Origin of the sequence: Bacillus cereus group sp. BfR-BA-01350 (assembly GCF_022663775.1) — a bacterium.
Lineage (GTDB): Bacteria > Bacillota > Bacilli > Bacillales > Bacillaceae_G > Bacillus_A > Bacillus_A paranthracis.
Genome location: NZ_JAKUGD010000001.1, coordinates 694,669 through 720,839, shown reverse-complemented (window position 1 = coordinate 720,839; position 26,171 = coordinate 694,669). Strand labels below are relative to the sequence as shown.

The following is a 26,171-nucleotide window of genomic DNA, read 5'->3' as shown; positions in this document are numbered from 1 at the left end:
TCACTTTTATTATTATATAAGAATAACTATACAGTGTTGTTGTGTATACAATGTGTTTTCTAGATGTAATTCATTTCATTTGAATAAACTATGTATCAGTAAAGGGACTCTTTACGTATTCATAACACATGTAGTTAAATGCTCTTCTAGTATCCAATTATTTTATCCAATATGTACCGCATTTTTCGCTCTGCCCACACATGTAAAAATTTTGATTCATTAATATTCCCTTAATAATTTATACATTCAGGCTCTGCATAGTAGTGAACTTTATATCATTATCAACTAAAGATTCATATTATACTAATATGCCTTTATAATCTAAACAAAAAACGCAGTATACAATACTGCATCATAGGAGCTGATTTCATGGAGAAAAAACCTATTGTTTTCAAAGTTCCACCAAATTCAAAATTAAAAGTTACATTTTTCGGTCCTTGTAACGAGGTCATTACAAATGTTTCTATAATTAATCAACTTTCCACACCTAAATGTCAAACTATTACACAATATCCAAACTATACGAAATATGAAACTGAAGTACGATCATTATCCAGTTGTTAATCTATTCTATACAAAATCCTTACAATTTGGTTAAATACACAACTTTATAAATAGACTAAAATTACTCATTTCATGATATTCCATTGATAATTTATTGATTTTTTACACGTTTTTATTAGCCGAGCATATATTATCGTATGGAGATTATCCACTCATAAAACCTATCTTTCTTTAGAGCGTACTTTTTATGTATGCTCTTTTTTATTTATCCCTTATTCTGTACATATAAATCTGATCACTTTTATATTTCACGTCGGGTAAATCGGCCTGCCCTTTATAAATAATCTAGTCAAGGTGTCCCCCATAATACTTCTTTATTTATTAGACATTCACTACTCTATTAAATTCGTGTATCCATTCAAGCACCATTTATCTAATATATTTTCCTTCTAAATTCACCAAAGATGTATTAAAATTCTTTATATACTCAAGGAGGTCAAATATGTTCAAGTTGCATCCCATACTACTCATCTTAGGATTTATTTTATTTTTATATAGTGTACTTGCCTTCATGTTATTCCTTTCCATACAATAGTAATACCTGCACAAACCGATGTTAAATATGTAATTTCTATATAGTAATGAAAAAGCCTTTAATTATACGGACATAAATTAAGATGTCTTTTTATACCGTTAGGCAACTAGCAAATGTAACGCCAAAGAACTTTTAAAACCTTGTTACTTACTCTTTTTATTACCTGCAGAAGATCTAATACTTAAAATAAGATAGCCCTTTCGACATCAAAACTGTAAAAAATAATTTTTAAAATTTACCTTTCATCATTACATCTTTAGCATGTGAAATTTTCATGAAACAAACTATATTTAATCGATTCACTTGTATATTTTAAATAAACAATAATAATCCCCCACCATTCGGTACAGGGGATTAACTAGACCTACTGAAAAGTATTTTATTCTCTTCGTTATTTAATTGGAGAAGGGAATCTTGCTGCTTCAAAATGTGAGCCGTCTTCCGAAGTACTTAAAACTCCGTCTATACTACTTTGTGCATAAACCTCAACTTGATCTCCTTCATGCAATTGAATAATCGTCGAAACACTTACTACATTTCCAAAACCTATTGGACCAAAAAAGTCATTATCTATAGCTATTGCTGCATTGCCATTCACACGAATTTCTACCCGTGCTCTATAATTTAAACTTGGATCGTTAGGAAAGAAACCAATCGTTCCAATAAAAGAATATACTCCTTTAGTCTTCGGTATAAAAATAGATGTTTCTGGATTATACTCATTCGCTAAATCAAATTGTTCATTTTGGAACAATACTTTTACAAAAGTATTAGCAGGAACAGGTTGATTCACCGTATTTCTAGCTCTAAATGCTGATGCCCTAACAAGACTATCCTTGTTGTCATTACACTTACTATTGTTCTTACAACAGTTATGCTGTTTCTTTTTATATTCTTTACAATACTTACAGTAGTAATAGCAAGACATACTCGTTCCCCTTTCATGCTTATTACTCCATATTATGTAAAAGAGATTCACAATGTTTGGACGAACTATTGTTTCCCCCCTGTACTTGTCGCCTATTTATATACACGTAAGCGGAAGACATTTCAATAACACAACAACCTAGTAGTATAGTAATCTCTATTCAAATTTGATAAATCCCTTTCCTTTCTATTTTACTTTTTATGCATAAAAAAGAACGAACTTACATTCGTTCTTTCACACATTTTTATGGTCCAAAGCTTATCATCCAACCTAACATAAATCCAAATATAGAAAACAATAGCATAAAAAGATATAAACTACATGCCCACAATGCATATTTCCGACTTTTTCTTTTTGTGATCATTCCTATGACTGAGCATACCAATCCAATACCAACTATTTGCAGAAAACCTTTACCTATAAACGTTTCTTGTATAAGCAATATAATGTTCAAATATAATAACGCCAGAAAGGCAATAATTAATGAAATAGTCCCCATCCACGTTTCCTGTTTATAAATATGATTCTTTCTTTTTTTTAAGAATGCCAATTCCATAACCTCGCTTCACCTACTTTCAATTTTCTAACTTTTTCGTGGCTCATTAATTTTTCAACTTCTGCTTTAGGTCCTGTTACAACTGCCCCATATGTTTTTACCCCATTTTTTTCAAGGAAAGAAATACGCTTTGACAACTCTAATACTTTCGCTCTAGATAGCTTCACTGCTAAATTTTCATGCTTCTGTAATGACTTTAACACATCAATAAATTGTTCCTCATGAGGTGAATCACTCACAAAAGCACCACTTGGTCTTGAAATCATATCTGCTGGAAAGCCAATCGGAGCAACATACATACCCTCGTCATTCGTTTGCTTCTCCTCTAACCCTGTATTAACGGCATACCAGACGATATCAATAGTGGGAAACATATTCGTTACCTCTTGTACACTCAACAATTCTCTAAAAGATATAAATGCTTCTACAACAGATTCTTGCGGAAGACCCTTTAATACTTGCGCTTCTTCACTACTATTATAGGATGAATTATAATTATTAGGATAAGACAATACCTCGTTATCTATATATAGGACTTCCGGAATTTTTTCATCTGTTGTATATTCACGGCTAACTTTCGTTGCTCTACTAAATATATAATCTGTTTTCTCTTCCCCTATTCGAATATCTTTCTTCCCTACCCTTTTATACAAATCAAAATGCAATTGTAAACTAAGCGGTAACAATGTTTGCTCCATGTCCCTATCTTTCAAAAATACATTTGGTTCTGTTACACTTAATGTTTGATTTACTACATTCCGTATCTCCATTGCGTTTGTAGGTGCAAATCCATAGTATGCGAGAGTAGATATATATAATATAGGTTGAATAAGTAATAAAAAAGTAAATACAATTAAAACATTCGTAATACGCGCTCTTTTTTTCCCTATTTTCATCACTTGCTCCTGTTTTCCATTAGAAAGTGCATCCGGCCTTTGATGAAGAGCTTCTTGTAACAATTCTTTATAATCATCTTGTTCAGAATGAGGTTTATCATTTGTCATTTTGACTCTTTTCCTCCTTTAACAATTCTTTTAATCTCTTTCTCCCGCGAAATATGTGACTTTTATACGTGTTTAACTTTAAATCTAATACAGAAGCACCCTCTTCGTACGTTAATTGATGTACGTCACATAATAAAATAGCTTGCGCCTCTACCACTGGTAAAGTATGAATAATCTGAATTAATTTTTCATAACTATTTTTTGCGACTACATACTCTTCTGTAGATTCACCTGCTTGAATTGTTTCTAATTCCTCCGTTCCTACAAAAGCTACTTTTTTCTCTTTCCTAACAAAATCAATAAAGGTATGATATGCCACTTTAAAAAGCCATGATTTCACCTTTTGGTTTTCATAGTCTTCTAGATAAAGAAACGCCCGATAAAAAGTCTCCTGCATCAAGTCCTCCGCTACATGATGGCTACGAGAAAGGGAAAATAAATACCGGTACACATCGTTTATATAAACTTTATATATTTCTTCAATCTCCATCCCCCTCCTCCTTTCATATATAACACGAATAAACAAATTAAAAAGTTGCATTATTTTTCCTTTTTATTCATAAAAAATATTTATACATTTCAATAACTATTTACAATTATAAACAAAACATAAGATGTTATGGCTATAAATATACTTCAAAATGGGGAAAAACGATCCGGATGTTCTCCTGCTCTTGTAAATTGATAGTCATAGGACAATCTTCCTGTACGATATAACCACAGATAGGATTTCGTTGCTACCTCTCGTCCTGGTTCGCGTTAGTAAATGTTCATGTATCTTTTCATATAGTGCCACTATCCATCATTTGTCATGATAAGATAATTCTCATTCTTTCTTCGATCGACGATATTTTCTTACCAAAAAACAACTTGTAGAGTATGTACAAAGATTATCTCATCAGCTATTTACAAATTGTAGATGGAACTATTTGACGCTTACATATACACTCACCTTCCGCTATTTGCGGATACCTCAAAATTCGGCATCTGTGATAAAGGTAGGTGGGAGCTGGGTTACCCGTATATATCCAATTGGTAATGGTTAGGTTAATAATCGGTTTGGGATACCTGCTCCTATTCATAAAATTTTCAGCTTATAGATTGAAGACAGTTCCATATGGAATCGTAAGAAAAGAACTTCCATACGGTGTGATTTGATGCACTGGATAAAAATACTCCATAGATGAATAATACGGCTGGATACCTTGTTGTTGCATTTGCATTTGTTGTTGCATTTGTAACGCTTGTTGAACAGCTTGAACTGTACTTTGTGCTCCGCTAAACGTTATTGATGTACCATATGCTGGTCGCATACCCGCTTGAGAATAAAAATACGAATAAAACATTTTTTTCAGCTCACTTTCATATAAGTTATTACAAATTATGTTATGATTCTTTATTTCAGTGGGTGCTGAAAGTTAGTCTATTAGCTTTGGTTAGGTTTAAAAATTTCTATTCTCTCTTACACTTTCATATTTCATTTACAAAGTTTATCTCCTAATACTAATTTAATTTTCGGAGGGGCATTTCATTTACAAGTTTTCGATAATTATTTTACAAACTAAAAAGGTAAAAAATTCACTATTTCTAATTCCATTCGATTACCTTCAAAACTATACAAATGAATTTTTAAGATTATTAAAGGTAATTTATCTATCTATACATCCTCCACAAAATAAAAGCACCCTAAACGGATGCTTTATTTTTCACTACTATAATTTCTTAGCAATAATTCAATTGTCCACGAATTTCACCATTAGGATGTTGTACTGTATGAACATTAATATAAATGTTTCCAGATATGATTTCATTTACAAGAGTAGCTAATGTTTGACCCGCTAACGGCCCAACCAAATCTTCTTGAGTAATTATTCCCGTAAGCGTTGCACACTCTATTGAAACCGGATTTGTTATAGGTCCAAATAAAAAAGCTACAACAGGACCATTAGTTCCTTTTGCTCCAATATGCAGATGGGCAACTACTACATCCTCTATATCAAATAAATCCAACTTAAATTTTAGGCTAAGCTCGTCCTGGCTTAATTTAAAGAAAGCCTCCCCTCGAGCGTCTGTTTCTACTGGTGGAACTTCATTTCTACCACGTAGCTTTGCAAAAAACATATCTATCACTCCTATGCTTTTATATACTACTAATATATTCATACCCTTTATATAAGGTGATAAAGAAGCAGTTGTTAGACCAATAAAAATTCATTTTATATGATAGATTAATTTATCAATTTTATAAAATTCATTAATTTAACTATAACGTTATTTAAATTTAATTCATATATTGTAGTAGATTACTAGAAGGGAGGTGTAAATATGGAAAGTTGTGTTTTGTTTGTTAATGGACAACCTCTTTTAGTGGTATCAGTTGCTGGAATCGAAATTGCTAGATTAGAACTTTCTCTTCAAGTAGCATTGACTTTAATAGCATTAGGAATTCCAATCTGTGCATAAAAGTTAGGCATTTATAAAAAGAGGGCTTAAGCCCTCTTTTTTATTTTTACCTTTCCTTCACAACAAAAAAAGACGCCATTAAAATCACGGCATCACGTACAATAATTGCGATTTGTTTTATCATTACTTCACTAGCAACCCTAATTCATGTAGAATTTCTGAGAACGAATAGCCATATGCAAAACCTATAATACGAATCCCTGGGGTCCATCTATGTTCTAAATTTTCATTGTATGTTTTCTTATAATACTTTAATTCAGAATCTATATTATATTTGTCGTTAATAATTATTTCCTCACTATGAAATCCATCTATTTCAATCTGAACAGCTACGTACTCTGCTCCCTCAATTAAGGCTTTAATATAACACTTTTCTAATTCCTCTAATGTCATCCCCATTATTAACCTCCTATCATAATGGGCGTTTTGTTCGATAAAAAAGAACATCTGGATCAGTAAATACGAAGATATACAAAAGGTAATCTCATTGAGTATTCAATAGTTTATAAGCTGTTTGCTTGTCCCACAACATATTATATGATTTTTATATAAAAATAGTTCATCCAAAAAAAATAAAAATTACCATTTATTATTTTAAAAGATAGTTACAATCTTATTTTTTAAGCTAGTCTATCAATCGCTCCCTTGTGTTAAAAGAAGCAACTAATTATATTTATGAGTTTAAAAACAGTCACAAATTATCTATATCACGCTCTAATCTTATTTTCTTAACCTCATTAAATTCCTTTACAAATTAAAAAAGCAGCTGTTACGCTACTTTACATTCATTTTATCCCCAAGAGAAATGATAAATATATTCTCCCGTTACATTTTGATTAATCCCAGTAATTCTAGCAAACCTCATTAAGTCTGCCCCTTGAAGAAAATACATCGCAAGCATTACTGGTACTTGCGACCACATAAATTGATAAAAATCCTCGACTCTTTCGTTTGTTGAAACAATTAAATCATTTACAGGCCCTTGATTCCATACAGAAGTACTAACTAAACGAAACGGAAGATCTTTCCCATTAACTACTATTCTTGCCATGCTTTGAGTTATGTCCACATCAATTCCCTCCATCATTACAAAAATCGGACCTGTGTATTTACTCCTATGGTTATAAATATTCTTGACTTTCATAAATGACTAAGGCAAACCTCTATTTTTCACTTCTATTCAAATGAATTTATTACAGTAAAAAACAAATGAAATTTTAGTATTACTCTCCCTCAACTTCCGTATTATTTAGATCATTTATACCCTTGTTCGCTTTTACAATCCGGTATGCAAAATTACATATCTTATTATCTCAATATCACTTTATTAACTACAATTTGATAGAAATTCATTTGTATCACCTGATAAATCAGCGTTTGTAATTTAATTCCTTATTTAAAATTCCACCCTTTTATTTTTAAACACTATATTCGAATAATTATATTGGAATTTCTTGTTGTATACACATCTATCTTTTTCATGTATTATATACGAGAAGAGTAAGGTAAGAGTTACTCTTTGCCATTTTAGGAAAGGTCCTGTTGGAAACAACAGGACCTTTTTTCGTATTAGTAAAAGCAATCTTGATTTACTCATTTAACCCACTCATTACTTCCCCAAATATAGTTTCAACCATTTTTGCTTTAAGCTCTCTGACCTGAAATGCTATACGTTCTCTTCTAAGTAATCGACTACTCGTACTATGCGTGCTTCTCTTTACATACCTAACTTTCCGTACAGCTTGTTTCTCTTTAAAGTATTTCACATAATACAAACAAAAGAGCCGTTCTTGTTCCGTCAACTCTTCATCATCTAGCATCTCGTTCACCTCCTTAAAAATGCAGGATTTCCCTTTCCACTATCGAATTAGTAATGTTCGGAAAGGGGGTGTAACATGGCGGAAATTAAAGTGGGACTTACACAATTTTTAGACTTTACACTGAAAAGTAGTGCAGCTAAAACAAATTTTGTAAAGAATCTTAAATCTCAACCTGAATATCACCCGGTTTTTGATTACTGGAAACAATTACGAGAAACTGTTATTAAATTCCATAAAAACAAACTAGCTTTTGACTGTTTTGAGACATTAGTACAGACTGTTGACCAGAAGAAAAAGCAAAACTACATTGATGTTATAAAGCAGTATAAAAAATTTATTAAAAACAAAGACGTCTCTTGGTTTGATCCAGGTAAATCACATTGGTTATCACATAATTTAATCGTCCGCTCATCACCTGAACTTGGTTTGCTCATTAATGATGAGCCACATCTTATTAAACTGTTTTTCAAAGGAAAAAAAGAGCGAATTGATAAATATAACATCAACTCAACATTAACATTATTAAACGAATCAACATTTTCGAATGAACATAACAATGTGAATTATACGGTCCTTAATATCCAAAAGAACAAAATGTATACGAATAACTCTATTAATAATGATCATGTAATAGCTCTTGAATCAGAAGCTCACCAGCTTTGTTATTTATGGAATAAGATATAAAGGGTTTAGGAATCTCTTTATATGTCTTGTTCATGCGTAATTTAGGAACATTTTTCACAAACTACATTCATTTCGTTTAATTAAAGCTCACCTTCTTGTTTCTCACAAACAATGCAGGGTGGGCATTTTAAAAAATTAATTTCTTTACCCATTTCAACATCCTAGTTACCCCCTTTGAAAAAATAATGTAATACTGTCTTTCTATCACATCTACATTCCCCCTGACTTCTACCGCTAAATACTTCCTAACATGTTCTTACGATTCCTTTCTCGCTCCATATCATGTTTTTCTTTCACTCTATACAGTGCCGCAATTTCCCTTCTTGTTAGCCTTGCTTCTTTTACCTGCATTACTTTATTTAGGTGTAATTGTTGCTGGAACTCCGCTAACACCACTTAATCTCTTCTCTCACAACACCTCATAAAAATATATGGGGAAAAGAACTTTATAGCAATGGCTATCATGCATACAATTTACCTTACTAATAAATAGTAGCCTTACAATTTCAGAAGTTTGACACAGCTCACGAAAAAGCTTATAAAGAAAAGTGAGGTTCCTAATATTCGTTACTAGGATTTAAGGTGCATATAAGACTAGGACATAAAAAGTAGAATCACACTGGATATCTACTCATATGTACCAGGACTTCAAGAAACTGCGGTGGATCAATTTGCTAACGAATTTTTCGAAAAGAAAGGTTCTCGTTATAAGTTTTCCTTTCACAGCAAATACACCAACTAAATAACCAAAAATATTGATAGTGAAAAAGGAGAAACTAACATGAAAGAAATCAAATCTGAACAGGAATTCAAAGACATCATCGCAAGCGAGGAGCCAGTAGTTGTTAAGTTCTTTACTACATGGTGTCCAGATTGTGTACGTATGGACAACTTTATCGGAGATGTAATGGAAGAGTTCAATAAGTTTGAATGGTATTCTATTAATAAAGATGAGTTCCCAAATATCGCTGAAGAGTATCAAGTAATGGGTATTCCAAGTTTACTTGTATATCAAAATGGCGAGAAACTAGGCCACTTACATAGTGCTAATGCAAAAACTGAAGAGCAAGTTACTGAGTTTTTAGAAGCATACTAAGATGAAAACCCTCTGAAAAATATTTTCTAGAGGGTTTTTATTTTTTCCAAATCAGCTGTCAGAAGTATACATATTTGTACTCCCTTCCCCTTTCCCGGTTATACATAGATCTAAATCGCTTGCATACCCTAACTTTGCACTTTACAACATGTTTTTCCTTCACGAAACTTTGTTATCCGCTTCTTAAAAAGCTATAAAACGTCAACAATGTTTGTATAGACCCACACGACTTTCGTTTGATACTCTATTTATAGAAAGAAATTCCTTGTAGAAAGGTGAGTGATTAAAATGGATACTCTTTCTAATAAAGAAGCTGATAAGGGTGCTATTGTCAGCATTTTGGCCTACATATTTTTATCCTCTATGAAAATCATCATCAGTTATATTACCCTTTCTAGCGCATTACGTGCTGACGGTTTAAATAACTTAACGGATATCGGTGCTTCTTTAGCGATATTAATTGGTCTAAAAATCTCTCGGAAACCTCGTGATCCAGATCATCCATATGGGCATTCGCGTGCAGAACAAATTGCATCACTTGTTGCTTCTTTTATTATGGCAACGGTCGGATTAGAAGTTGTTATTAGTGCCATTCAATCTTTTTTAAATCCAAAACAAGCAGCACCTAATGTACTTGCTGCATGGGTAGCTTTATTTTCTGCTGTCGTTATGTACTGTGTGTATTTGTATACGAAAAAGATTGCAGCACGCACAAAAAGTAAGTCATTAGAAGCCGCTGCAAAGGATAATTTATCAGATGCTCTCGTAAGTATTGGTACAGTAGTAGGCATTGTCGGTTCACAGTTCCAAATGCCTATTTTAGATCCTATCGCTGCTTTAATTGTCGGCCTTATTATTTGTAAAACTGCATGGGAGATTTTCGTAGAAGCTTCGCATATGCTAACGGATGGAATCGATCCAGATAAGATGGAAGAGTACGCTGATGCTATTGAACATATTGGTGGCGTGGAAAATATCGTAGATATTAGAGCGCGTATGTACGGGAATCAAACGTACGTTGATATTACAATTGAAGTAGATGCTCGTATGGATGTTGGTGAAAGTCATTGTATTACTGACAACATTGAGGCTATGCTTCGGAAAAAGTTTGGCATTTATCATGCACACATTCATGTTGAACCAATGGAAAAAGAACCTATTATGACATAGGTTCTTTTTTTATGAACGTTTTATGAAATATAACACATAAAACGAGCCAGCTACCGCCCGCTGCCCATCCTGCTAATATGTCAGATGGATAGTGAACGCCAAGATATATTCGGCTAACTGAAATAGATAATACAACAAAGCTCGCTATAAAAATAATCAACAATTTTTTATGCAATGTAATACGTTCTTCTGTAATTGTGACGTATGCAATAAATCCTAAAAAAGCAGTAGCATTCATCGTATGACCGCTCGGAAAACTATATCCAGTTGCAGTAACAAGTTGTGTTACATCAGGTCTTGCTCGTTCGTACCATAGTTTAAGCATACTGTTTAAATAACGAGATCCATAATAATTAATTGTTAGAAGTAATGCACTAAGCAATTTTTTTCTAACGAGAAAATACATTACAAGAATGATGAGTAACGGAAAATATATTCTTTTGGAACCGATAAAAGACATCCAAGTAAAGTAGGCTGTCAAGTAGTCGTTTCGAAAACTTTGAATAAAATGCGCGACTATATTGTCAAATCTCTCAATACAAGCGGTATGATACGAAAGTGATAATACGACAAAACAAATGAGTAGCGTAAAACTTAACAAGTATAAATGTCGATATCGTTTCACATACATAACCTCACTATGCAAAAAAATGGAGCGGTTGTTTTAGTTTTCCTCTCCATTTCTTTTTTATGCATAGTTTATTAAAAAATATAATTGTTAATTGTTTCTTTCATTGTTGGAATATCTTCATTCGTTACTGTAAAGCGAATCACTTTCTCATCAAGATCAAGTGCTTCTGCAAATAAACCTGCTAATCCGCGAGATTTTCTGTCTACTTCCATAATAATCTCTAGGCGATCGTAAGCACTTGGCAAGATCAACAATTCTAGTTCATCTAATTTCCCATAATACTGTCCGGAAACAGGAACAAACTCAAATTCTTGTGCGAATGGAACTTGCTTACGTAGTCGATACGGTAATTCTTCACACTCAATATGACGCGCTTTAAAGCCTAATTGATTGACACTCTCTAACACACTATTTAATAGTGCATTTGGCAATACTTGAATGTAATCACGATCACTTGGATCTATACTACGTTTAATATCAAGGCCTGTGTGTATCCAAACTGTTTTCATTCCAAGAGTAAGCGGTGTTTCAACTGGCATTTTAAATGAAAATGGAATTTCTCTTTTTTCATTCGGCTCAACAGAAAAAGGTTCTGTTAAACGAACTCGCTCTAAATCATATGTTGTTGTTATTTTTTTATCATCCACTTCTCGAATATACGATGTTGATAACGTTAAGTAAATGCTTTCAATCTGTTGGCTAACGGAACCCCCAGTTATGTGAACCTTCCCGAGTATCTCTTCTCCTACAATATACTCATCTTTTTCAAGAACTGTATCTACTTTTGCATTACCGATACCAACGCTTGCTAAAAACTTTTGAAACATGGATCCTCCATCCTTTCTAAAGCAAAAGCTACATCTTTTTTTAAATCTCGTACATTCTCATAGTACGGCGTTTTTATTTGTAACATACGCATCAGCATTTCACGGTTGTAATTTTCCAAAGTTAATTCGTCATACCATGGTTTTTCATATTTTTCATTAGATTCATAGCCTGCATATAATAAAAATAATGAGAAATGACCAAGCGCATAAAAATCGCTACGAAAGTGAACTTCTCGCATCAAAGCTTGTTCACCTTCATACGTTGTAGCTCGTTCATCACCCTCACCTTTCAATTTCGCCAACCCAAAATCAATAATACTAATTTGGTTTTCTTTCATTAATATGTTTGGAATGCGTAAATCTCGGTGAATAATACCTTTACTATGAAACACTGATACAATTTCTAATATTTCATATAAAATTTTTAAAACTTCACGTTCTGTATATACATGTCCATCTAAGAAAATATAATCTTCAAAATTTTTACCAGGCATATATTCCATCACAAAAAAGCTTTTTTTCTCCCATACGAAATGATCATATAAACTAGGAATTGCATGATGATTTAATGTTTGTAAAATCATTTTCTCTTGTTCAAATGATTTTCTACCAGACTCATATCTTTGTTTACTTTGTCTTAATTGTTTTAAGACTTTATATCTATTTATTTGTAAATCATTAACGACATATGTAACCCCATAACTACCCATTCCAATTACTGATTCAATTTTATAACGTTCTACAACAATTGTATTTTTTCGCAGTGGTCTATCAAATAAAGCTAGTATACGACGCCATTTCATCAGCTACTTGAAAAGAAGCTACGGCTTTTACGTTTTCTTTTATAATGATGATGCCCATAACCAGATGAACGTCGTTTATAATCGCTACTTGAATAAGAGCGACCTCTATGGCGATAATCACTACTAGAATACGAACGATATTTTTTCCTTCCTAATAAAGAATCAATAATTTTTTTGAACATCCCTTCACCTCTTGAGTAAAATTTTCTTTTAATTATACCAAGTATTGCTGGCTACATTTGTGACAAGTTTGTAAAGAGTAAAAAACGACGAGTTAAGCCCGTCGTTACTTTCACTCATCCTCTTCATCAAACACTTCATCAATCATACATTTCTCTAATAAATACTCGAATGTAATATCTGCGAGATCTTCAATTTCTTCTCGTTTTGGGACGTATCCTCTTTCAATTAGTTGCTCATAAAAAAACTCCGCAATCTCTTCCGTATCAATTACGACTTCAATTTCCTTCATGAGCATCACTCCTTTATTTCTGTTTTATGAAAAAATCTCAAAAATATGTATATGAGATTAGAAAAATAGTTTTTCTTTTTTATAGGTCATATCCTTTGGACAAGGTGCATACGATGGTAGTACAAGCTATCAAAAAGGGGGATATAATTATGGAATATCAATACGAGGTAAAGCAAGAAGTAGGACAAACAAAAGAAGAGTTCATGCATGAAGATCAATGGGCAGACTCTCTTATTAAATGGCTTTTTATTTTTTTAATAATTGTAGGCATACCTTATACTGCATATGTTGTTGTTCAATTCATTCTCTCTTTCTAGTTAACTATTTTTTCTCTGTCAATTTAACTAAATAATTATGAACAACATCCATAACAATTTTGTATTCTTCATCTTTAAATGTATCAAATAACAATTGATAATCGTTATAAATATCAAGTAATCCATCAATGATTTCTTGACGATTTGTCTTAACACTCACTTTTTTCGAGTTGTTAATTGACTTTAATTTTCCTAAATCTAATTTATTCATACCTGCTTTATCTTGTTTCATTTTCTTCAAAATTGCATTTGCCGTTTGAGCATTGGCAAGTAACGTTAAATCTGACTCATCCGCTTCTAACCATTCACCATCCGTAATTCGTGACAGTTCATATATTGTATCTTCCCATGCGTCATTTTTATATCTCCATACTTCTGTACGAAAACCAACAATTCGAAACACATCTTTATCGTATCCTGTTACTTGCACGAGATCACCAAATGTGAAATTATAGTTTAATTCAATCCACTCAGTTTCACCTTTTTTCATATCTTGCTCTGTAACGTGCTGCAATGTTTGCTCTACGTAAAATCCATCGTGATTATTGACTTCGTATACGTAAACTCCATCTAAAACCTTCATATTTGTGATTTTACCAACGGTTCCATATAGCGTAATCACGACTATGTCCCCTACGTTATATTTAGGTTGCTTTTTCCTTGCCATCTATATCTCTCCTTTTTTTGACGTCGTGATTTTGATAACAGTATATGCAACCTACATAAAAACGCTTATCACAGAAGCGTATATTCATAAATTTTTTCAATAAAAAATATCACCATATGAAAATTTATTTACAACGTAAAAAAAAGCTAGCAAATAGACTAGCTTCTCGTCAAAAAAAAGTTCTTATAGTTTTATCTATCTTGTATGTATAAATCCCACGCTTCATCAAATATAGACATACTTTCTAGCATTCCACTTAGCTCTAAGTATGAACTAATTTCATCGTAATCTTCAGATTGCTTCGGAAAACTTAAATCATCATACATTGCCTCTGCTAAATTCGATATTTCATTACTAAATAAAGCTGCACGATGCTTCATCATATAGTGGTAAAATGTCTTTTTCAAAAATATTCCCTACCTTTCTAGCTTGGGTACATTATACAAGGCAAAAAAGAAAAAAACCAGCATAAAAGCTGGTTAAAAGTCGAAATAATTTCTTTTTAATAGACGTGGTCTTCCCATTAATTCTTCATATGTTAGTTGTTTTGGTAAGTCTTTCGTATAAATTAGAAACAATTGATCTTCTATTTCTTTCACTGTTTGATCTGATTGATAGTCCATACCACATGAGGAACAAGAAATGCATGGTGTCTCTTGGATTTCAATGGCTTTCGTACCATCTGGCAATTCCCAATATACAGTATTTAAGCTTTCTTTTGCTTCTGTACTGTCACACCACATACAATTCATACTGCATCACCCTCAGTTTTTTTGTCGTTTTCTTCTAATTTAGCCATTTGTGCTTGATATTTTTTATCTTTCAATTGGTCGCGCTTATCACGTTTATCTTTTAATGTTGCATGTGTTTCATTATCCTCATAGTCTTTACGACGGTTCATACGCTGTAAATCGTCTGGAACAAGATTAAATTTCTTATCGCTCATAAGACCCGCGATACCAACATCTGAACGTTTTTCTTCGTAGTTTGGATAGATTTCTTTAAAGTATCCTTCTGCTCTTCCTGGAATGTAGCTTTCTGGCTCTGGATACGTTGTAATAACACCTTCAAAGTTACGAAGTACAACTTTATCTGCACTTTGCGAGATTAAATAGTTTGGCTGAAGCGCAATTTTACCGCCTCCTCCTGGTGCATCAACAACGAATGTTGGTACTGCATAACCAGACGTATGTCCGCGTAAACCTTCAATAATTTCAAGACCTTTAGAAACTGGTGCACGGAAATGGCCAATACCTTCAGATAAGTCACATTGATAAATGTAGTATGGACGTACACGGATTTTTACTAAGTCATGCATTAGTTTTTTCATAATTGGAACGCTGTCGTTAATACCAGCTAAAATTACTGCTTGGTTTCCGACTGGAACACCAGCATTTGCTAACATTTCACATGCTTTTTTCGATTCTTCAGTAATTTCAATAGATGTATTGAAATGTGTATTTAACCATACTGGATGATATTTTTTAATAATGTTACATAAGTTTTCTGTAATACGCTGCGGGAATACTACCGGCGCTCTCGTTCCGATACGAATAATCTCAACATGCGGAATCTCTCGTAAATTTTTTAATACATATTCTAAAATTTTATCGTTAATAAGAAGACCATCACCACCAGAGATTAATACATCTCGTACTTGTGGTGTTTCACGAATGTAAGCAATTGCATCATCTAATTGTTTCTTCGGCACACCCATTCCAATTTGTCCACTAAAACGGCGGCGTGTACAGTAACGACAATACATAGAACATTGATTCGTTACTAAGAATAGTACGCGGTCAGGATAACGATGTGTTAACCCTGGAACTGGAGAATCTTCATCTTCATGAAGCGGATCTTCTAAATCATATTTTGTTTTATATAACTCTTCCGAGATCGGTACAGATTGCATCCGAATCGGACAGCGTGGGTCATCAGGATTCATTAACCAAGCATAGTACGGTGTAATATTTAACGGGATCGTTTTCGTTGAAATTTTAACGCCCTCTTCTTCATCAGGTGTTAAGTTAATCACTTTCTTTAAGTCATCTAACGTTTTGATCGTATTCGTTAATTGCCAAACCCAATCATTCCATTGCTCTTCAGTAACATCTTTCCATAATTCGATATCCTTCCAGTGACGATTTGGTTTGTATACATCATGTAACATTGCTATTCCCCCTTTTTATACGCTCATCCTTTATATAAGCAATAGTTATGCCAACTTTACTTTATTGATAAGTAAATGTGCGGAGAACCCTATTACATAAGCGAAAAAAATTTTTAAAGCACTGTATGAAATTCATACATACTATCATATTCATTACTTTACATATATGTAAACGCTCTTTTATTCGTGCAAACACACAAAAACCGCCAATTATTCGGCGGTTTTGTCGTACTTACTCAGTTTATATTGAAGCGTTTGACGAGGGATGCCTAACATTTTTGCAGCTTGTAGTATATTCCCTTCCGTTTCAATTAACGCTTGATCTATTAATTTTTTTTCCGTTTGATGAAGTGCTTCTCTAAGAGGCAATATGCCCTTCTTCTTTGGAAAACTCTCTTTCCGAAATGTACGCGGTAAACAATTGGCTGTTAATGTATTCCCTTCTGCAATAATGACAGCATGTTCAATCGTATGTTTTAACTCCCGAACATTTCCAGGCCATTGGTAAGCTTGTAGTCTTTCTTTCGCTTCCTTATCCATTTGAAGTACACCTTTTTTATAACTTTTATTATATTCTTTCAAAAAATAAGACGCTAACAATAATACATCCTCCGTTCTTTCACGGAGCGGCGGAATATATAATGAAAAGACATTTAATCGATAGTATAAATCAGTGCGAATTTTATTCTCTTTTAAACATATTTCTGGTGGCTGATTCATTGCGGTAATAACGCGAACATCTACTTTTCTCGTCTTATTATCACCAATACGACGAATAACACCATCTTCTAATACACGTAGCATTTTCGCTTGTAAATCGAGTGGCATTGAATTCAGTTCATCTAAAAACAATGTCCCTCCATCTACAAGTTCAAATAATCCCGCTCGTTCAATTGCCCCAGTATAACTACCCTTCGTCGTTCCAAACAATAAACTTTCTAATAGAGACTCTGGCAAAGCTGCGCAGTTTTGTGCAATAAACGGCTTGTTTTTCCTTTTAGAAGCTTCATGAATCGCTTGTACAAATAACTCTTTCCCTGTTCCTGTTTCCCCATATATTAAAACATTCGCATCAGTTGGAGCAACTTTTTGTGCTAATTCTTTCGTCTGTTTAAACCGAGCGTCATTCGTCACGATTGTCTCAAATGCAACATGCTTTTTGATCGCTTTTTTTCTAGATGACCGCTTTATTTTCGACTGCAAATCGACTATTGTATCCGTAAGTTTTTGAACTGTGGAATAATCCTTTGCAATTTCAACAGCACCAGCAATGTTTCCATCTATAAGAATAGGTAACGTCGTATTTACTGTGCAAATGTCTTCTCCATTTAAATTTTGATAATGCTGCACTTGATGAACGATTGGTTTTTTTGTATCTAACACTTTCATCAACGTACTTGTTTCCCTAGATAAAGAAGGGAACGCTTCTAACAAATGTTTACCTAACACTTTTTCAATTTTTGATCCATCGTGTTTTGCAGCTACAGTATTATAGAAAATTGTAATACCATTTTCATCTACTGCGTGTATAGCCTCATCAATACTGCCCAAAATCGCTTCAATGACTTCTTGTGTCGAAACTGCTAGCAATGTCATCCCCCCTCTTGCCGAAAATTCAGCAAATACTATGCCGAATTTCCGGCATACCTATGTGCGATTATAAGCATGACGTTTCCGTTCTATTTTTATAACGTACTATTTAGACAAATCTTTTACCCATATATTCATATCTTCTAGCTTATCGAAAATGTAGCAATTGTTCGCCAATCTTCCTGTATACGTATAGCCTAACTGATAAAAGGCTGCATTCATTCCGAAAGAAAGCGATCGAGCAATTGTATAAGAACAGAAAATCGATTTCTCTTGAAGTTCTTCTTCTAACTTAATTAATAAACTTTTCATAAACCCATGTTTACGATATGCAGGTAAAGTAGCACAATTCGTTAATTCTGCATTTCCTTCTTTTATATTCATTTCTGCAGACGCTGTACTAATTATTTTCCCCTCGAATTCATACACATAGTAAATTGTATCGTCTTCTTTCATCGTTTGTTTTACATAACTCGCTTCGTTTAAAGGAGTCGGATACACTTCAAATACTTCTCCAAAGACAGCCGCTAATTCTTCTGCGTCCTCTTCTGTCGCTTTTCTTAATAGGAATTTTTCCGGAACTATTTTTTCCTTTACTTCTTTTGCTTTTACACCGCTTAAAATGGTATCTTCCTCAGCCCAATGAATACTATTTCGTCTTTCATCATTATTAAATTTCACGAAAAAGTATGCATCGTGACCTTGAAAATAATGTGGTAATGTTGCTTCTAATAAAAAACCGAAAGAGAGCCATGTGGAAACATGCTCTCCCTTTCCTTTAACAATACATTTAGTGAAAGAATGTTTCTCTGCTAATTCATCAATTGTTTGGATAATCCTCTCAACATTTCCTGTGTAGTGGTCTACTCGAATACGTTTATTAAAATAGTCCAAAACACCTTCTACTGTATAGCCATTCGTCTGTTCTCTAAAAGATTCATAGTATTTCATTTTTTCACCTCACACCAATCTAGTAATGTGCATGCAATAATTTTTGCGGCAGCTATCATTTTATCAACTTCTATATATTCGTTTGGATAATGCGCTACTTTCGTTTCTCCTGGGCCAAATACTATCGTTGGTACACCTGCGATTTGTGTAAATAAGCCTCCATCAGTCCCCCACGGAGATGCTTCAATAATCGGTTTGTTCCCTTCGATTTCAACAAAGTTATGCTCGAGCGTTGTCATTAACTCATGATTTTCTTCCAGTTCACCTGGAACCCATCTTGCTCCAAACCATTCTACTTCTACAGGATTTTCAACAAACCAATTGTCCACATCCTTTAATTCCGTAATCCAATTCTCAAACTCTTCTTTTGCTGCCTCTATAGTCTCATTCGGCGCAATACCGCATCTTCCTTCTAAAATTAACGAATCGGGAACAGAACTTGGCCAGCTCCCGCCTTCAATTTTTCCAATATTAATTGGAATTGGAATCGGGATTCCTTTAAATAATGGGTCTGTAATTCGGTCATTTCTCTTCTCTTCCAGCTTTCTCAAATGATCTACAACAAACATACTTTTTTCAATTGCACTTACTCCTTCATAACGCGTTCCACCGTGTGCAGCTTTCCCTTTCACATGTAGACGAAACCACATGGATCCTTGTTGTTTCGGGAAAAACTTCATATTTGTCGGCTCTGGAATAATGACACCATCTGCTTTATATCCTCGTAATATCGTAGCTAATGTTCCTGCTCCGCCGCTTTCTTCTTCTATTACACTTTGAAAATAAATATCTCCTTTTAATTCAATACGAGATTCAATAATTGCTTCCATCGCAAGCATTAGCGCGACATTGCCGCCTTTCATATCCGTTGTTCCACGGCCGTATATACGATTTCCTATTCTCTCACCACTATAAGGATGATGGTCCCACTGGTCCACATCTCCTTCTGGTACAACATCAATATGTCCATTTAATATCATAGATTTCCCGTCGCCGTTTCCTTTAAGGGTTGCCACAATGTTCGGGCTATCCGAAAAACTTGTACGTGGTGATACAAAATAAGGATGATCTTTCATTTTAGAAAATGAAGGTTCCCAAATATCAAGATCTAAACCTAACTCGCGCAATTTTTCAATCACAATTGCCTGTGCACCACTTTCATCACCAGATACGCTCTTTTCTTGAATTAATCGTTTTAAAAATTTTACGCTCTCTTCTTCTTGACTCTCAATATAATCACAAATTTGTTTTTTTAATTGCTCCATATATTACATCTCCCCTCATTCAATTACTAGTAAGTTAGAGCCAATTTTAAAATTTGCTTCTGTATGTTGCTTTATATCTTCCACTGTGTAAGGGCTCATCAATTCTTGCAAAATAAGTCCACTCTCCGTTACTTCCATTACTGCCATATCCGTAATAATTAAATCTACACATTTTTTTGAAGTTAATGGTAATGTACACTCCGAAACAATTTTTGCATTTCCGTATTTATCGACATGATTCATCACAACAACGACCCGCTTCGCTTTTTGAGCTAAATCCATTGCTCCTCCAATACCTGGAACACGTTTCCCTGGAACAATCCAGTTTGCTAAATCACCATTCTCGCTTACTTGTAATGAACCAAGAATCGTTATATCTAGTAAACCTTTTCGAATCATCCCAAACGCTGTGCAACTATCAAAATAACTTGCTCCTGTAATAAGAGAAGTTGGCAAACCTGCTGCGTTACATAAATTTTCGTCTTCATTTCCTTTGCTTGGTGTAGGGCCCATACCTACAATTCCGTTTTCCGCATGAAACATAACGTTTATATCATCAGGCAAATGGTTTGGTACAAGCGATGGTATACCAATACCTAAATTTACAATCATGCCATTTTGTATTTCTTTCGCTGCACGTCTAGCAATTTTATCTCTCACTTCTACGCCCATACCCATTTCCAATTCACTCCTTCCGACGGTACGATATAATTTACAAATACTCCTGGGACAACAATTTCTTCTGGATCTAAACTTCCAAGTGGAACAATTTCTTCTGCTTCTACAATCGTTATATCCCCGGCCATAGCAACGTGAGGGTTCATGTTACGAGCGCTCTTATCAAACACAAGGTTACCAAATGGATCCGCTTTTTTCGCATATACAATCGCAACCTCAGCAGTTAATGCTGTTTCAACTAAATATGTCTTACCATTCATTTCAACAGTACGTTTTCCTTCTTCTACAATTGTATCAACACCTACATCAACTAATACGCCACCAAGTCCTACACCACCAGCGCGAATACGCTCTGCTAATGTTCCTTGAGGAGAAAACTCAATTTGTAATCTTCCTTCGTTTAGCTGTCTTCCTGCATTTGGGTTTGAACCGATATGAGAAGTAATTAATGATTTTACTCTTTCATTCGTAACGAGACGACCGATTCCTACATCAGGAAATCCTGTATCATTTCCTATTAAATTTAAATTTGTAACTCCTTTTTCTAAAATCGCCTGTATTAAAGAAGGAGGGGATCCAATCCCTCCAAATCCTCCAAACATTAATGTCATATCATCGTGAAACAAAGAAATTACTTCCTCTATCTCTTTTAATTTATCGAATGTATTTGTAATAGTTGTCATGCGATACTATGCCCTCCTTTTTGCATCATTTCTTCTACACTTTTTGCAAAAATTGAAAGTAATTCATCTAACTCGGAATATGTAGTTGTCATTGGCGGTGCCACAAGCAGTGCGCTATCTTCTTTTCCTGCTTGCCCTGAAACAGCTTGATATAAAAGAAGACCATTTTTAGCTGCAACTGAAATAAGTTCCGACGCCTTTGTAAACGGTTGCAATTCTACTCCAATCAGCAATCCTTTTCCACGCACATCAGCAATGATTGTCGATTGTTGCTGAACTTTCTGTAATCCCTTTATTAAATACTCTCCCTTTTCTGCTGTTTTTTCAGGTAGATTATGTTTCTCCATATATTCAATAACAGCTAAAGCTGTTGCTGCAGATAATGGATTTGCACTTAACGTATGCCCACTCATAACAGAACGTGTTCCCCGTAAAATCGGCTCCATTACACGGTCACTTACAACCGTCGCTGCCATCGGTGTGTATCCAGCTCCTAACCCTTTACCAAGGGTCATAATATCCGGTTCTACCCCCCAATGCTCCATCGCAAACCATGCGCCAGTACGACCAAGCCCAGTCATTACTTCATCAGCAATAAATAAAATATCGTAATGACTACAAATGTCTTTAATAACTTTATAATATTCTTTCGGCGGAACGACTGCACCTCCAGCTGCTCCAATAATCGGTTCAGCAATAAAAGCCGCAATATGTTCTGCTCCAATCCTTTCAATTGATCTTTCTAGTTCAGTCGCACAAGCAAGCTGACAAGTTGGATATACCTTTTGTACCGGACATCTAAAACAATATGGAGCTGGAATAGTTGGATAATCTTCTAAAATTGACACGAAACGTTGTCTACGCAGTGGATGCCCAGACATTGATAAGGCTCCCATCGTAATACCGTGATAACTCATCCATCGTGACAATATTTTATGCTTCCCTTGAATACCCCGCTCTTGAAAATGCTGAATTGCAATTTTCATAGCTGTTTCATTTGCTTCCGTACCACTATTTACAAAAAAGCTCCAGTTCAAATCTCCTACACTTAAATCGCTTAATTTCTTAGCTAATTTTTCAGCTGGTTCACTCGTAAACTGTGATCTATAAACGAAAGCAATCTCCTCAGCTTGCTTTTTGATAACGTCCGCAATCTCCTTTACGCCATGCCCAATACCTGCCGTAATTGCTCCTGACGAGCCATCAAAATATTTATTTCCGTTTTGATCATACAAATAGACACCTTTTCCATGTGAAATCATTGGATACGGCTGACCAACAAGTGGTTTAATTAAGTAATCGCGCATAGCGCTCCCCCATTTCTCCAATTTGTATATATATATGAAGAAAATTGACGTTTCTTTCATAAAAAAGAACCCTCTGCGAAAGCAGTGAATTTATCAAAAAACTATTATAAAATATACAAATGAGTGCTAAATACCAATTTTAAAAACAGAAAATTCAGAACTTAACTCAAAGACCAACCCTTATCTATACGCTCAAATAACCCTCCCTTATATAAAATTAACGCTTCACTAAATGTTTTTCTAACATAATGTCAGCTTCCCTCAAATGCCGACATTGTGTAAACTTCGACGAAACTCCCTTTAAACTCCTTCCTGTTCTCCTACTTTATATTGCATATTTTTAAACAAATCTCGACAATTAATCCTACTAAATGTATAGCAATTATTTTAAAGAAATCAATATTTCACATACAACTCCATCCGTTTTATACAATAAAAAAAGAACCGATTAACCACATTAATCAGTTCGGCACGACGCTCTTTTATCAGTTAATACCGTCACTTGCTAACATAAATAGAAACAATAGTATTACAAAATCACAATTCATCCTACAGTATAAAGCACAAAACCGTCCATAACTCCATTCACAATTCCTTGCGGGATATCCCCATCCCAAGATTTCATTCCTTTCCTCAAATTCAAACTACCTTTCCTTTATAATTTATGTAGGACAATTATCACTTTGTATGTGTATTTGCCTATAATTAAAAAAATCCCTAGTTTTCTAAGGATTTGGGACATGGTTTCGAAATATCACGTGTTATACTCTTACATTATTCATTTCAAAATACACACTTTATCAGCCAATATGAATGATATATTGTTGTATCCTCAAGAAAATTATTACTCTCGTTCACCTAAACTTAACTTATCCTAAAAAAATACTTACTATTAATTTTCAACCTTTCTCCTTTAAAAAACAAATTTTTTCGCATAACCTCTTTCTTGCTAAGCATATAGTTTTAATGATGACAAAGGAGGAATGTTCATGTCTCAATCTGAAATCGAAAAATATGGACAAGAAGCTGCACGTTACGAACAGCTCGCTCGATACTATCAATTTCATAATCCGAAAAAATATGTAGAACTATATATGAAATATTATGATGCGCTTACGAAACTTGTACAGGCATATGAAAAAAGAGATTCACAAGAAGCTACTTTACCATCACATATAAGGTTTTTTCACTCTGCTTCAAGTACACCTGCCGTTGACATTTTAGTAAATGGACAAAAGGTTATTAAAAATATTTCATTTAAACAATTTAGTCCCTATTTAACATTAGTACAAGGTAAGTACCGAATAGATATTGTTCCTGTCGAAAGTGAAACTCCCATCTTTTCAGCTTTAGTACCGATAATGGGAAATCACTCTTATACTTTTGCTGCAATAAATAGTGATCATCATCTACAATTACAACCTATTCTCGATAATACTCATTTACCATCAGGTCAAGCAAAAATACGCTTTGCACACTTTTCTCCCGATACCCCTGTTGTAAATGTAAGTTTAAAAGCTGGCGATCATTTATTTGAAAATGTACTCTTTAAACAAATAACAGATTTTTTAGAAGTTAGCCCTGGTACAGCGGATATAGAAGTTTCACTCGCAGATCATCAAAGTGTCTTACTAACTATACCGGATTTCAAAGTCGAACCGAACATTATTTATACAATTTCAATTTTAGGTTATTCAACGAAAGATCCTAAATTAGAAGCCGTTATACTTACGAATTAAAATAGTCTACACCATTCATTTGGTGTAGACTGTTTATTTTTGAAATGCAATTTGAAATTCTGTCCAATCGTTATCTGAACGACACATGATGGACCCATTATGTTTTTCTACAATTTGTTTACATACAAATAACCCAATACCAGTTCCTAACTTTTTAGTAGTTACAAATGGTTCAAAAATCGTTTCTACATTTTCAGCTGGAATCATTGGCCCGTTATTTTTTATTACAATCCGAATCGATTGATCTTCTTCAAATACATCAATGATAATTTTTCGTTCTTCTTTCATTGATTCAAGAGCGTCAATTGAGTTCATTAATATATTTAAAAATACTTGTCTCACTTCACTCCGATAACCAGTAAGCGGAATTGGATATGGCAAATTCTTTTCAATAGAAACATTTGCATTGACCAAACTTGGATATAAGAACTGTATAATGTCTTGAAACAAATCATTTAGCCAAAACCGTTCAGATTCAGTCCACATTTCTTTTTTCGATACGAGTAAAAATTGCGAAATGCGAAAATTTAATTGGTCTAATTCATGAGAAATAATATCTAAATACGATAAACTAGGATGGTCTGCCTTTAATAATTTGACAAACCCCATAATGGAAGTAAGCGGATTACGAAATTCATGTACAAAACTAGCTGACATTTGCCCTAAAATCGTCAGCCTTTCCTTATGTGTTTCGTTAATATATTGCTGTTTTTCCTCTAAATTTCTTGATATAATTTCCGAGTATTTTAAAACAGTGTAATAAATTAATTTGTCAAAACAAGTATGTATTTGGGCCATAATTGGTTTCAATTCACGTGCACTAACATCTAATTCACACATCGCTTCGAAAAGCTCATTTCTTCCTACATTTGCATTATAAACAAAATCACCTATATTCGCATCTGCTCCTGCACGTTCAATAGCAATTTTCTCGCATAATGGCTGAAGATAATTTATATCTTTTTCTTCCATAGTAAGTTCAATAATAAACTCTAATAAATCCTCTCCATTTTGAACTGCTTCTAGTCTAAATGGATCTTTATCGGAAATTATCATTTTGTTTTTCCAGTTCTCAACGAATTGGTGCCTGTTGTTTTTCAAGTGCGAACAAAATACTTCTTTAATATCCTTATCGATTGGAAAAACCTCCATTCCTCCATTTCCATGCGACGAACACCCTTTATATTTTGAATATTAACACAAAAAACATGATTCGTTAATAGATTATTGTCACATTTTGTTAATATGTGT

The 26,171-nt window shown here is 33.9% G+C and carries 33 protein-coding genes and 1 pseudogene; 8 read left to right on the top strand and 26 right to left on the bottom strand.

Annotated features, from left to right (window positions below):
* Nucleotides 1–369: 369 nt before the first annotated feature.
* The gene (locus MR147_RS03665; protein ID WP_000412568.1) at nucleotides 370–564 is read left to right on the top strand and encodes a hypothetical protein; all 195 of its coding nucleotides are present in this window, start codon (nucleotides 370–372) and stop codon (nucleotides 562–564) included.
* 926 nt (nucleotides 565–1,490) lie between these two features.
* Here the strand turns inward: MR147_RS03665 and MR147_RS03660 are convergent.
* The 6 genes from MR147_RS03660 to MR147_RS03630 all read right to left on the bottom strand — a co-directional run bounded on the left by MR147_RS03660 (nucleotide 1,491) and on the right by MR147_RS03630 (nucleotide 5,708).
* Nucleotides 1,491–2,027 (bottom strand): C1q-like domain-containing protein, encoded by a 537-nt coding sequence (locus MR147_RS03660; RefSeq protein WP_025991667.1) that lies wholly within the window; start codon nucleotides 2,025–2,027, stop codon nucleotides 1,491–1,493.
* Nucleotides 2,028–2,271: 244 nt separating this feature from the next.
* Entirely contained in the window at nucleotides 2,272–2,583 is a 312-nt protein-coding gene (locus MR147_RS03655; protein ID WP_000417668.1) for a hypothetical protein, read from the bottom strand.
* Entirely contained in the window at nucleotides 2,565–3,587 is a 1,023-nt protein-coding gene (locus MR147_RS03650; protein ID WP_074610399.1) for an anti-sigma factor, read from the bottom strand. The genes MR147_RS03655 and MR147_RS03650 overlap by 19 nt, the downstream gene beginning before the upstream one ends.
* Nucleotides 3,577–4,077 (bottom strand): sigma-70 family RNA polymerase sigma factor, encoded by a 501-nt coding sequence (locus tag MR147_RS03645; RefSeq protein WP_000401919.1) that lies wholly within the window; start codon nucleotides 4,075–4,077, stop codon nucleotides 3,577–3,579. Before MR147_RS03645 ends, MR147_RS03650 begins: the two co-directional genes overlap by 11 nt.
* A 604-nt stretch (nucleotides 4,078–4,681) precedes the next feature.
* Nucleotides 4,682–4,933: a DUF3947 family protein gene (locus MR147_RS03635; RefSeq protein WP_000500111.1), complete on the bottom strand. Its 252-nt coding sequence runs from the start codon at nucleotides 4,931–4,933 to the stop codon at nucleotides 4,682–4,684.
* Nucleotides 4,934–5,309: 376 nt separating this feature from the next.
* Entirely contained in the window at nucleotides 5,310–5,708 is a 399-nt protein-coding gene (locus tag MR147_RS03630; RefSeq protein WP_000464534.1) for a CHRD domain-containing protein, read from the bottom strand.
* A gap of 204 nt (nucleotides 5,709–5,912) precedes the next feature.
* On the opposite strand from MR147_RS03630, the gene MR147_RS03625 reads away from it, so the two are divergent.
* A complete protein-coding gene (locus tag MR147_RS03625; protein ID WP_000443219.1) occupies nucleotides 5,913–6,050 on the top strand; it encodes a DUF3956 family protein in 138 nt (45 codons plus the stop codon).
* Nucleotides 6,051–6,173: 123 nt separating this feature from the next.
* On the opposite strand, the gene MR147_RS03620 is transcribed toward MR147_RS03625, so the two are convergent.
* The 3 genes from MR147_RS03620 to MR147_RS03610 all read right to left on the bottom strand — a co-directional run bounded on the left by MR147_RS03620 (nucleotide 6,174) and on the right by MR147_RS03610 (nucleotide 7,870).
* Nucleotides 6,174–6,449, bottom strand: a complete 276-nt coding sequence (locus MR147_RS03620) for a hypothetical protein (RefSeq protein WP_080493769.1) — start codon at nucleotides 6,447–6,449, stop codon at nucleotides 6,174–6,176.
* 391 nt (nucleotides 6,450–6,840) lie between these two features.
* Nucleotides 6,841–7,194: a hypothetical protein gene (locus MR147_RS03615; protein WP_033670822.1), complete on the bottom strand. Its 354-nt coding sequence runs from the start codon at nucleotides 7,192–7,194 to the stop codon at nucleotides 6,841–6,843.
* 445 nt (nucleotides 7,195–7,639) lie between these two features.
* Complete coding sequence (locus MR147_RS03610; protein WP_074610396.1) at nucleotides 7,640–7,870, bottom strand: terminase small subunit; 231 nt, start codon at nucleotides 7,868–7,870, stop codon at nucleotides 7,640–7,642.
* A gap of 75 nt (nucleotides 7,871–7,945) precedes the next feature.
* Between MR147_RS03610 and MR147_RS03605 the strand changes: the two genes are divergently transcribed.
* Nucleotides 7,946–8,554, top strand: coding sequence for a hypothetical protein (locus tag MR147_RS03605; RefSeq protein ID WP_000807973.1), 609 nt, complete (start codon nucleotides 7,946–7,948; stop codon nucleotides 8,552–8,554).
* Between the two features lie 234 nt (nucleotides 8,555–8,788).
* Here MR147_RS03605 and MR147_RS03600 read toward each other — a convergent pair whose 3' ends face one another.
* The gene (locus tag MR147_RS03600; RefSeq protein ID WP_242303659.1) at nucleotides 8,789–8,947 is read right to left on the bottom strand and encodes a hypothetical protein; all 159 of its coding nucleotides are present in this window, start codon (nucleotides 8,945–8,947) and stop codon (nucleotides 8,789–8,791) included.
* A gap of 112 nt (nucleotides 8,948–9,059) precedes the next feature.
* Between MR147_RS03600 and MR147_RS03595 the strand changes: the two are divergent.
* The 3 genes and pseudogenes from MR147_RS03595 to MR147_RS03585 all read left to right on the top strand — a co-directional run.
* Nucleotides 9,060–9,296 (top strand): annotated as a pseudogene (locus MR147_RS03595) (hypothetical protein); the annotation flags it as partial.
* Between the two features lie 12 nt (nucleotides 9,297–9,308).
* Nucleotides 9,309–9,650 carry a thioredoxin family protein gene (locus MR147_RS03590; RefSeq protein ID WP_255256062.1) on the top strand — a complete coding sequence of 114 codons (342 nt, stop codon included), beginning with the start codon at nucleotides 9,309–9,311 and terminating at the stop codon, nucleotides 9,648–9,650.
* Between the two features lie 288 nt (nucleotides 9,651–9,938).
* The gene (locus tag MR147_RS03585) at nucleotides 9,939–10,820 is read left to right on the top strand and encodes a cation diffusion facilitator family transporter (RefSeq protein WP_000380396.1); all 882 of its coding nucleotides are present in this window, start codon (nucleotides 9,939–9,941) and stop codon (nucleotides 10,818–10,820) included.
* Here the strand turns inward: MR147_RS03585 and MR147_RS03580 are convergent.
* The 5 genes from MR147_RS03580 to MR147_RS03560 form a co-directional block, all read right to left on the bottom strand.
* The gene (locus MR147_RS03580) at nucleotides 10,810–11,445 is read right to left on the bottom strand and encodes a phosphatase PAP2 family protein (RefSeq protein WP_139302906.1); all 636 of its coding nucleotides are present in this window, start codon (nucleotides 11,443–11,445) and stop codon (nucleotides 10,810–10,812) included. The genes MR147_RS03585 and MR147_RS03580 overlap by 11 nt on opposite strands.
* Before the next feature lie 77 nt (nucleotides 11,446–11,522).
* Nucleotides 11,523–12,278, bottom strand: a complete 756-nt coding sequence (locus tag MR147_RS03575) for a sporulation protein (RefSeq protein WP_000486596.1) — start codon at nucleotides 12,276–12,278, stop codon at nucleotides 11,523–11,525.
* A complete protein-coding gene (locus tag MR147_RS03570) occupies nucleotides 12,260–13,081 on the bottom strand; it encodes a serine/threonine protein kinase (RefSeq protein ID WP_044790680.1) in 822 nt (273 codons plus the stop codon). The genes MR147_RS03575 and MR147_RS03570 overlap by 19 nt, the downstream gene beginning before the upstream one ends.
* Nucleotides 13,081–13,263, bottom strand: coding sequence for a hypothetical protein (locus MR147_RS03565; RefSeq protein ID WP_029438161.1), 183 nt, complete (start codon nucleotides 13,261–13,263; stop codon nucleotides 13,081–13,083). Before MR147_RS03565 ends, MR147_RS03570 begins: the two co-directional genes overlap by 1 nt.
* Before the next feature lie 110 nt (nucleotides 13,264–13,373).
* A complete protein-coding gene (locus MR147_RS03560; RefSeq protein WP_000658451.1) occupies nucleotides 13,374–13,553 on the bottom strand; it encodes a YozD family protein in 180 nt (59 codons plus the stop codon).
* A gap of 149 nt (nucleotides 13,554–13,702) precedes the next feature.
* On the opposite strand from MR147_RS03560, the gene MR147_RS03555 reads away from it, so the two are divergent.
* On the top strand, nucleotides 13,703–13,870 hold the full coding sequence (locus tag MR147_RS03555) for a DUF3930 family protein (protein WP_000456537.1): 168 nt from the start codon (nucleotides 13,703–13,705) through the stop codon (nucleotides 13,868–13,870).
* Between the two features lie 4 nt (nucleotides 13,871–13,874).
* On the opposite strand, the gene MR147_RS03550 is transcribed toward MR147_RS03555, so the two are convergent.
* The 10 genes from MR147_RS03550 to MR147_RS03505 form a co-directional block, all read right to left on the bottom strand.
* Nucleotides 13,875–14,537 carry a hypothetical protein gene (locus MR147_RS03550; RefSeq protein ID WP_000101501.1) on the bottom strand — a complete coding sequence of 221 codons (663 nt, stop codon included), beginning with the start codon at nucleotides 14,535–14,537 and terminating at the stop codon, nucleotides 13,875–13,877.
* A 191-nt stretch (nucleotides 14,538–14,728) separates the two neighbouring features.
* Nucleotides 14,729–14,944 carry a YozE family protein gene (locus MR147_RS03545; protein ID WP_000750724.1) on the bottom strand — a complete coding sequence of 72 codons (216 nt, stop codon included), beginning with the start codon at nucleotides 14,942–14,944 and terminating at the stop codon, nucleotides 14,729–14,731.
* Nucleotides 14,945–15,016: 72 nt separating this feature from the next.
* Nucleotides 15,017–15,289: a YokU family protein gene (locus MR147_RS03540; protein ID WP_000995764.1), complete on the bottom strand. Its 273-nt coding sequence runs from the start codon at nucleotides 15,287–15,289 to the stop codon at nucleotides 15,017–15,019.
* Nucleotides 15,286–16,707 carry a lysine 2,3-aminomutase gene (gene kamA / locus MR147_RS03535; protein ID WP_000902136.1) on the bottom strand — a complete coding sequence of 474 codons (1,422 nt, stop codon included), beginning with the start codon at nucleotides 16,705–16,707 and terminating at the stop codon, nucleotides 15,286–15,288. Before kamA ends, MR147_RS03540 begins: the two co-directional genes overlap by 4 nt.
* 210 nt (nucleotides 16,708–16,917) lie before the next feature.
* Complete coding sequence (rocR, locus tag MR147_RS03530) at nucleotides 16,918–18,303, bottom strand: arginine utilization transcriptional regulator RocR (protein ID WP_074610394.1); 1,386 nt, start codon at nucleotides 18,301–18,303, stop codon at nucleotides 16,918–16,920.
* Nucleotides 18,304–18,402: 99 nt separating this feature from the next.
* Nucleotides 18,403–19,248 (bottom strand): putative beta-lysine N-acetyltransferase, encoded by an 846-nt coding sequence (gene ablB / locus MR147_RS03525; protein WP_000878620.1) that lies wholly within the window; start codon nucleotides 19,246–19,248, stop codon nucleotides 18,403–18,405.
* A complete protein-coding gene (locus MR147_RS03520) occupies nucleotides 19,245–20,513 on the bottom strand; it encodes a peptidase (RefSeq protein WP_074610392.1) in 1,269 nt (422 codons plus the stop codon). Before MR147_RS03520 ends, ablB begins: the two co-directional genes overlap by 4 nt.
* A 15-nt stretch (nucleotides 20,514–20,528) precedes the next feature.
* The gene (locus MR147_RS03515; protein WP_074610390.1) at nucleotides 20,529–21,191 is read right to left on the bottom strand and encodes a CoA transferase subunit B; all 663 of its coding nucleotides are present in this window, start codon (nucleotides 21,189–21,191) and stop codon (nucleotides 20,529–20,531) included.
* Nucleotides 21,176–21,874, bottom strand: a complete 699-nt coding sequence (gene atoD, locus MR147_RS03510; protein ID WP_000208097.1) for an acetate CoA-transferase subunit alpha — start codon at nucleotides 21,872–21,874, stop codon at nucleotides 21,176–21,178. Before atoD ends, MR147_RS03515 begins: the two co-directional genes overlap by 16 nt.
* The gene (locus MR147_RS03505) at nucleotides 21,871–23,181 is read right to left on the bottom strand and encodes an aspartate aminotransferase family protein (protein ID WP_074610387.1); all 1,311 of its coding nucleotides are present in this window, start codon (nucleotides 23,179–23,181) and stop codon (nucleotides 21,871–21,873) included. Before MR147_RS03505 ends, atoD begins: the two co-directional genes overlap by 4 nt.
* Nucleotides 23,182–24,170: 989 nt before the next feature.
* Between MR147_RS03505 and MR147_RS03500 the strand changes: the two genes are divergently transcribed.
* The gene (locus tag MR147_RS03500) at nucleotides 24,171–24,920 is read left to right on the top strand and encodes a DUF4397 domain-containing protein (RefSeq protein ID WP_074610385.1); all 750 of its coding nucleotides are present in this window, start codon (nucleotides 24,171–24,173) and stop codon (nucleotides 24,918–24,920) included.
* Nucleotides 24,921–24,953: 33 nt separating this feature from the next.
* On the opposite strand, the gene MR147_RS03495 is transcribed toward MR147_RS03500, so the two are convergent.
* Nucleotides 24,954–26,072, bottom strand: coding sequence for a BA2291 family sporulation histidine kinase (locus MR147_RS03495; protein ID WP_000451748.1), 1,119 nt, complete (start codon nucleotides 26,070–26,072; stop codon nucleotides 24,954–24,956).
* Nucleotides 26,073–26,171 lie beyond the last annotated feature (99 nt).

Bases quoted from the DNA above. Each gene is read 5' to 3' on its own strand.
- MR147_RS03665 (WP_000412568.1), top strand. From the start codon at position 370: ATGGAGAAAAAACCTATTGTTTTCAAAGTTCCACCAAATTCAAAATTA.
- MR147_RS03660 (WP_025991667.1), bottom strand. From the start codon at position 2,027: ATGTCTTGCTATTACTACTGTAAGTATTGTAAAGAATATAAAAAGAAA.
- MR147_RS03655 (WP_000417668.1), bottom strand. From the start codon at position 2,583: ATGGAATTGGCATTCTTAAAAAAAAGAAAGAATCATATTTATAAACAG.
- MR147_RS03650 (WP_074610399.1), bottom strand. From the start codon at position 3,587: ATGACAAATGATAAACCTCATTCTGAACAAGATGATTATAAAGAATTG.
- MR147_RS03645 (WP_000401919.1), bottom strand. From the start codon at position 4,077: ATGGAGATTGAAGAAATATATAAAGTTTATATAAACGATGTGTACCGG.
- MR147_RS03635 (WP_000500111.1), bottom strand. From the start codon at position 4,933: ATGTTTTATTCGTATTTTTATTCTCAAGCGGGTATGCGACCAGCATAT.
- MR147_RS03630 (WP_000464534.1), bottom strand. From the start codon at position 5,708: ATGTTTTTTGCAAAGCTACGTGGTAGAAATGAAGTTCCACCAGTAGAA.
- MR147_RS03625 (WP_000443219.1), top strand. From the start codon at position 5,913: ATGGAAAGTTGTGTTTTGTTTGTTAATGGACAACCTCTTTTAGTGGTA.
- MR147_RS03620 (WP_080493769.1), bottom strand. From the start codon at position 6,449: ATGGGGATGACATTAGAGGAATTAGAAAAGTGTTATATTAAAGCCTTA.
- MR147_RS03615 (WP_033670822.1), bottom strand. From the start codon at position 7,194: ATGAAAGTCAAGAATATTTATAACCATAGGAGTAAATACACAGGTCCG.
- MR147_RS03610 (WP_074610396.1), bottom strand. From the start codon at position 7,870: ATGCTAGATGATGAAGAGTTGACGGAACAAGAACGGCTCTTTTGTTTG.
- MR147_RS03605 (WP_000807973.1), top strand. From the start codon at position 7,946: ATGGCGGAAATTAAAGTGGGACTTACACAATTTTTAGACTTTACACTG.
- MR147_RS03585 (WP_000380396.1), top strand. From the start codon at position 9,939: ATGGATACTCTTTCTAATAAAGAAGCTGATAAGGGTGCTATTGTCAGC.
- MR147_RS03575 (WP_000486596.1), bottom strand. From the start codon at position 12,278: ATGTTTCAAAAGTTTTTAGCAAGCGTTGGTATCGGTAATGCAAAAGTA.
- MR147_RS03570 (WP_044790680.1), bottom strand. From the start codon at position 13,081: ATGAAATGGCGTCGTATACTAGCTTTATTTGATAGACCACTGCGAAAA.
- MR147_RS03565 (WP_029438161.1), bottom strand. From the start codon at position 13,263: ATGTTCAAAAAAATTATTGATTCTTTATTAGGAAGGAAAAAATATCGT.
- MR147_RS03560 (WP_000658451.1), bottom strand. From the start codon at position 13,553: ATGAAGGAAATTGAAGTCGTAATTGATACGGAAGAGATTGCGGAGTTT.
- MR147_RS03555 (WP_000456537.1), top strand. From the start codon at position 13,703: ATGGAATATCAATACGAGGTAAAGCAAGAAGTAGGACAAACAAAAGAA.
- MR147_RS03550 (WP_000101501.1), bottom strand. From the start codon at position 14,537: ATGGCAAGGAAAAAGCAACCTAAATATAACGTAGGGGACATAGTCGTG.
- MR147_RS03540 (WP_000995764.1), bottom strand. From the start codon at position 15,289: ATGAATTGTATGTGGTGTGACAGTACAGAAGCAAAAGAAAGCTTAAAT.
- kamA (WP_000902136.1), bottom strand. From the start codon at position 16,707: ATGTTACATGATGTATACAAACCAAATCGTCACTGGAAGGATATCGAA.
- rocR (WP_074610394.1), bottom strand. From the start codon at position 18,303: ATGACATTGCTAGCAGTTTCGACACAAGAAGTCATTGAAGCGATTTTG.
- ablB (WP_000878620.1), bottom strand. From the start codon at position 19,248: ATGAAATACTATGAATCTTTTAGAGAACAGACGAATGGCTATACAGTA.
- MR147_RS03520 (WP_074610392.1), bottom strand. From the start codon at position 20,513: ATGGAGCAATTAAAAAAACAAATTTGTGATTATATTGAGAGTCAAGAA.
- MR147_RS03515 (WP_074610390.1), bottom strand. From the start codon at position 21,191: ATGGGTATGGGCGTAGAAGTGAGAGATAAAATTGCTAGACGTGCAGCG.
- atoD (WP_000208097.1), bottom strand. From the start codon at position 21,874: ATGACAACTATTACAAATACATTCGATAAATTAAAAGAGATAGAGGAA.
- MR147_RS03505 (WP_074610387.1), bottom strand. From the start codon at position 23,181: ATGCGCGATTACTTAATTAAACCACTTGTTGGTCAGCCGTATCCAATG.
- MR147_RS03500 (WP_074610385.1), top strand. From the start codon at position 24,171: ATGTCTCAATCTGAAATCGAAAAATATGGACAAGAAGCTGCACGTTAC.
- MR147_RS03495 (WP_000451748.1), bottom strand. From the start codon at position 26,072: ATGGAGGTTTTTCCAATCGATAAGGATATTAAAGAAGTATTTTGTTCG.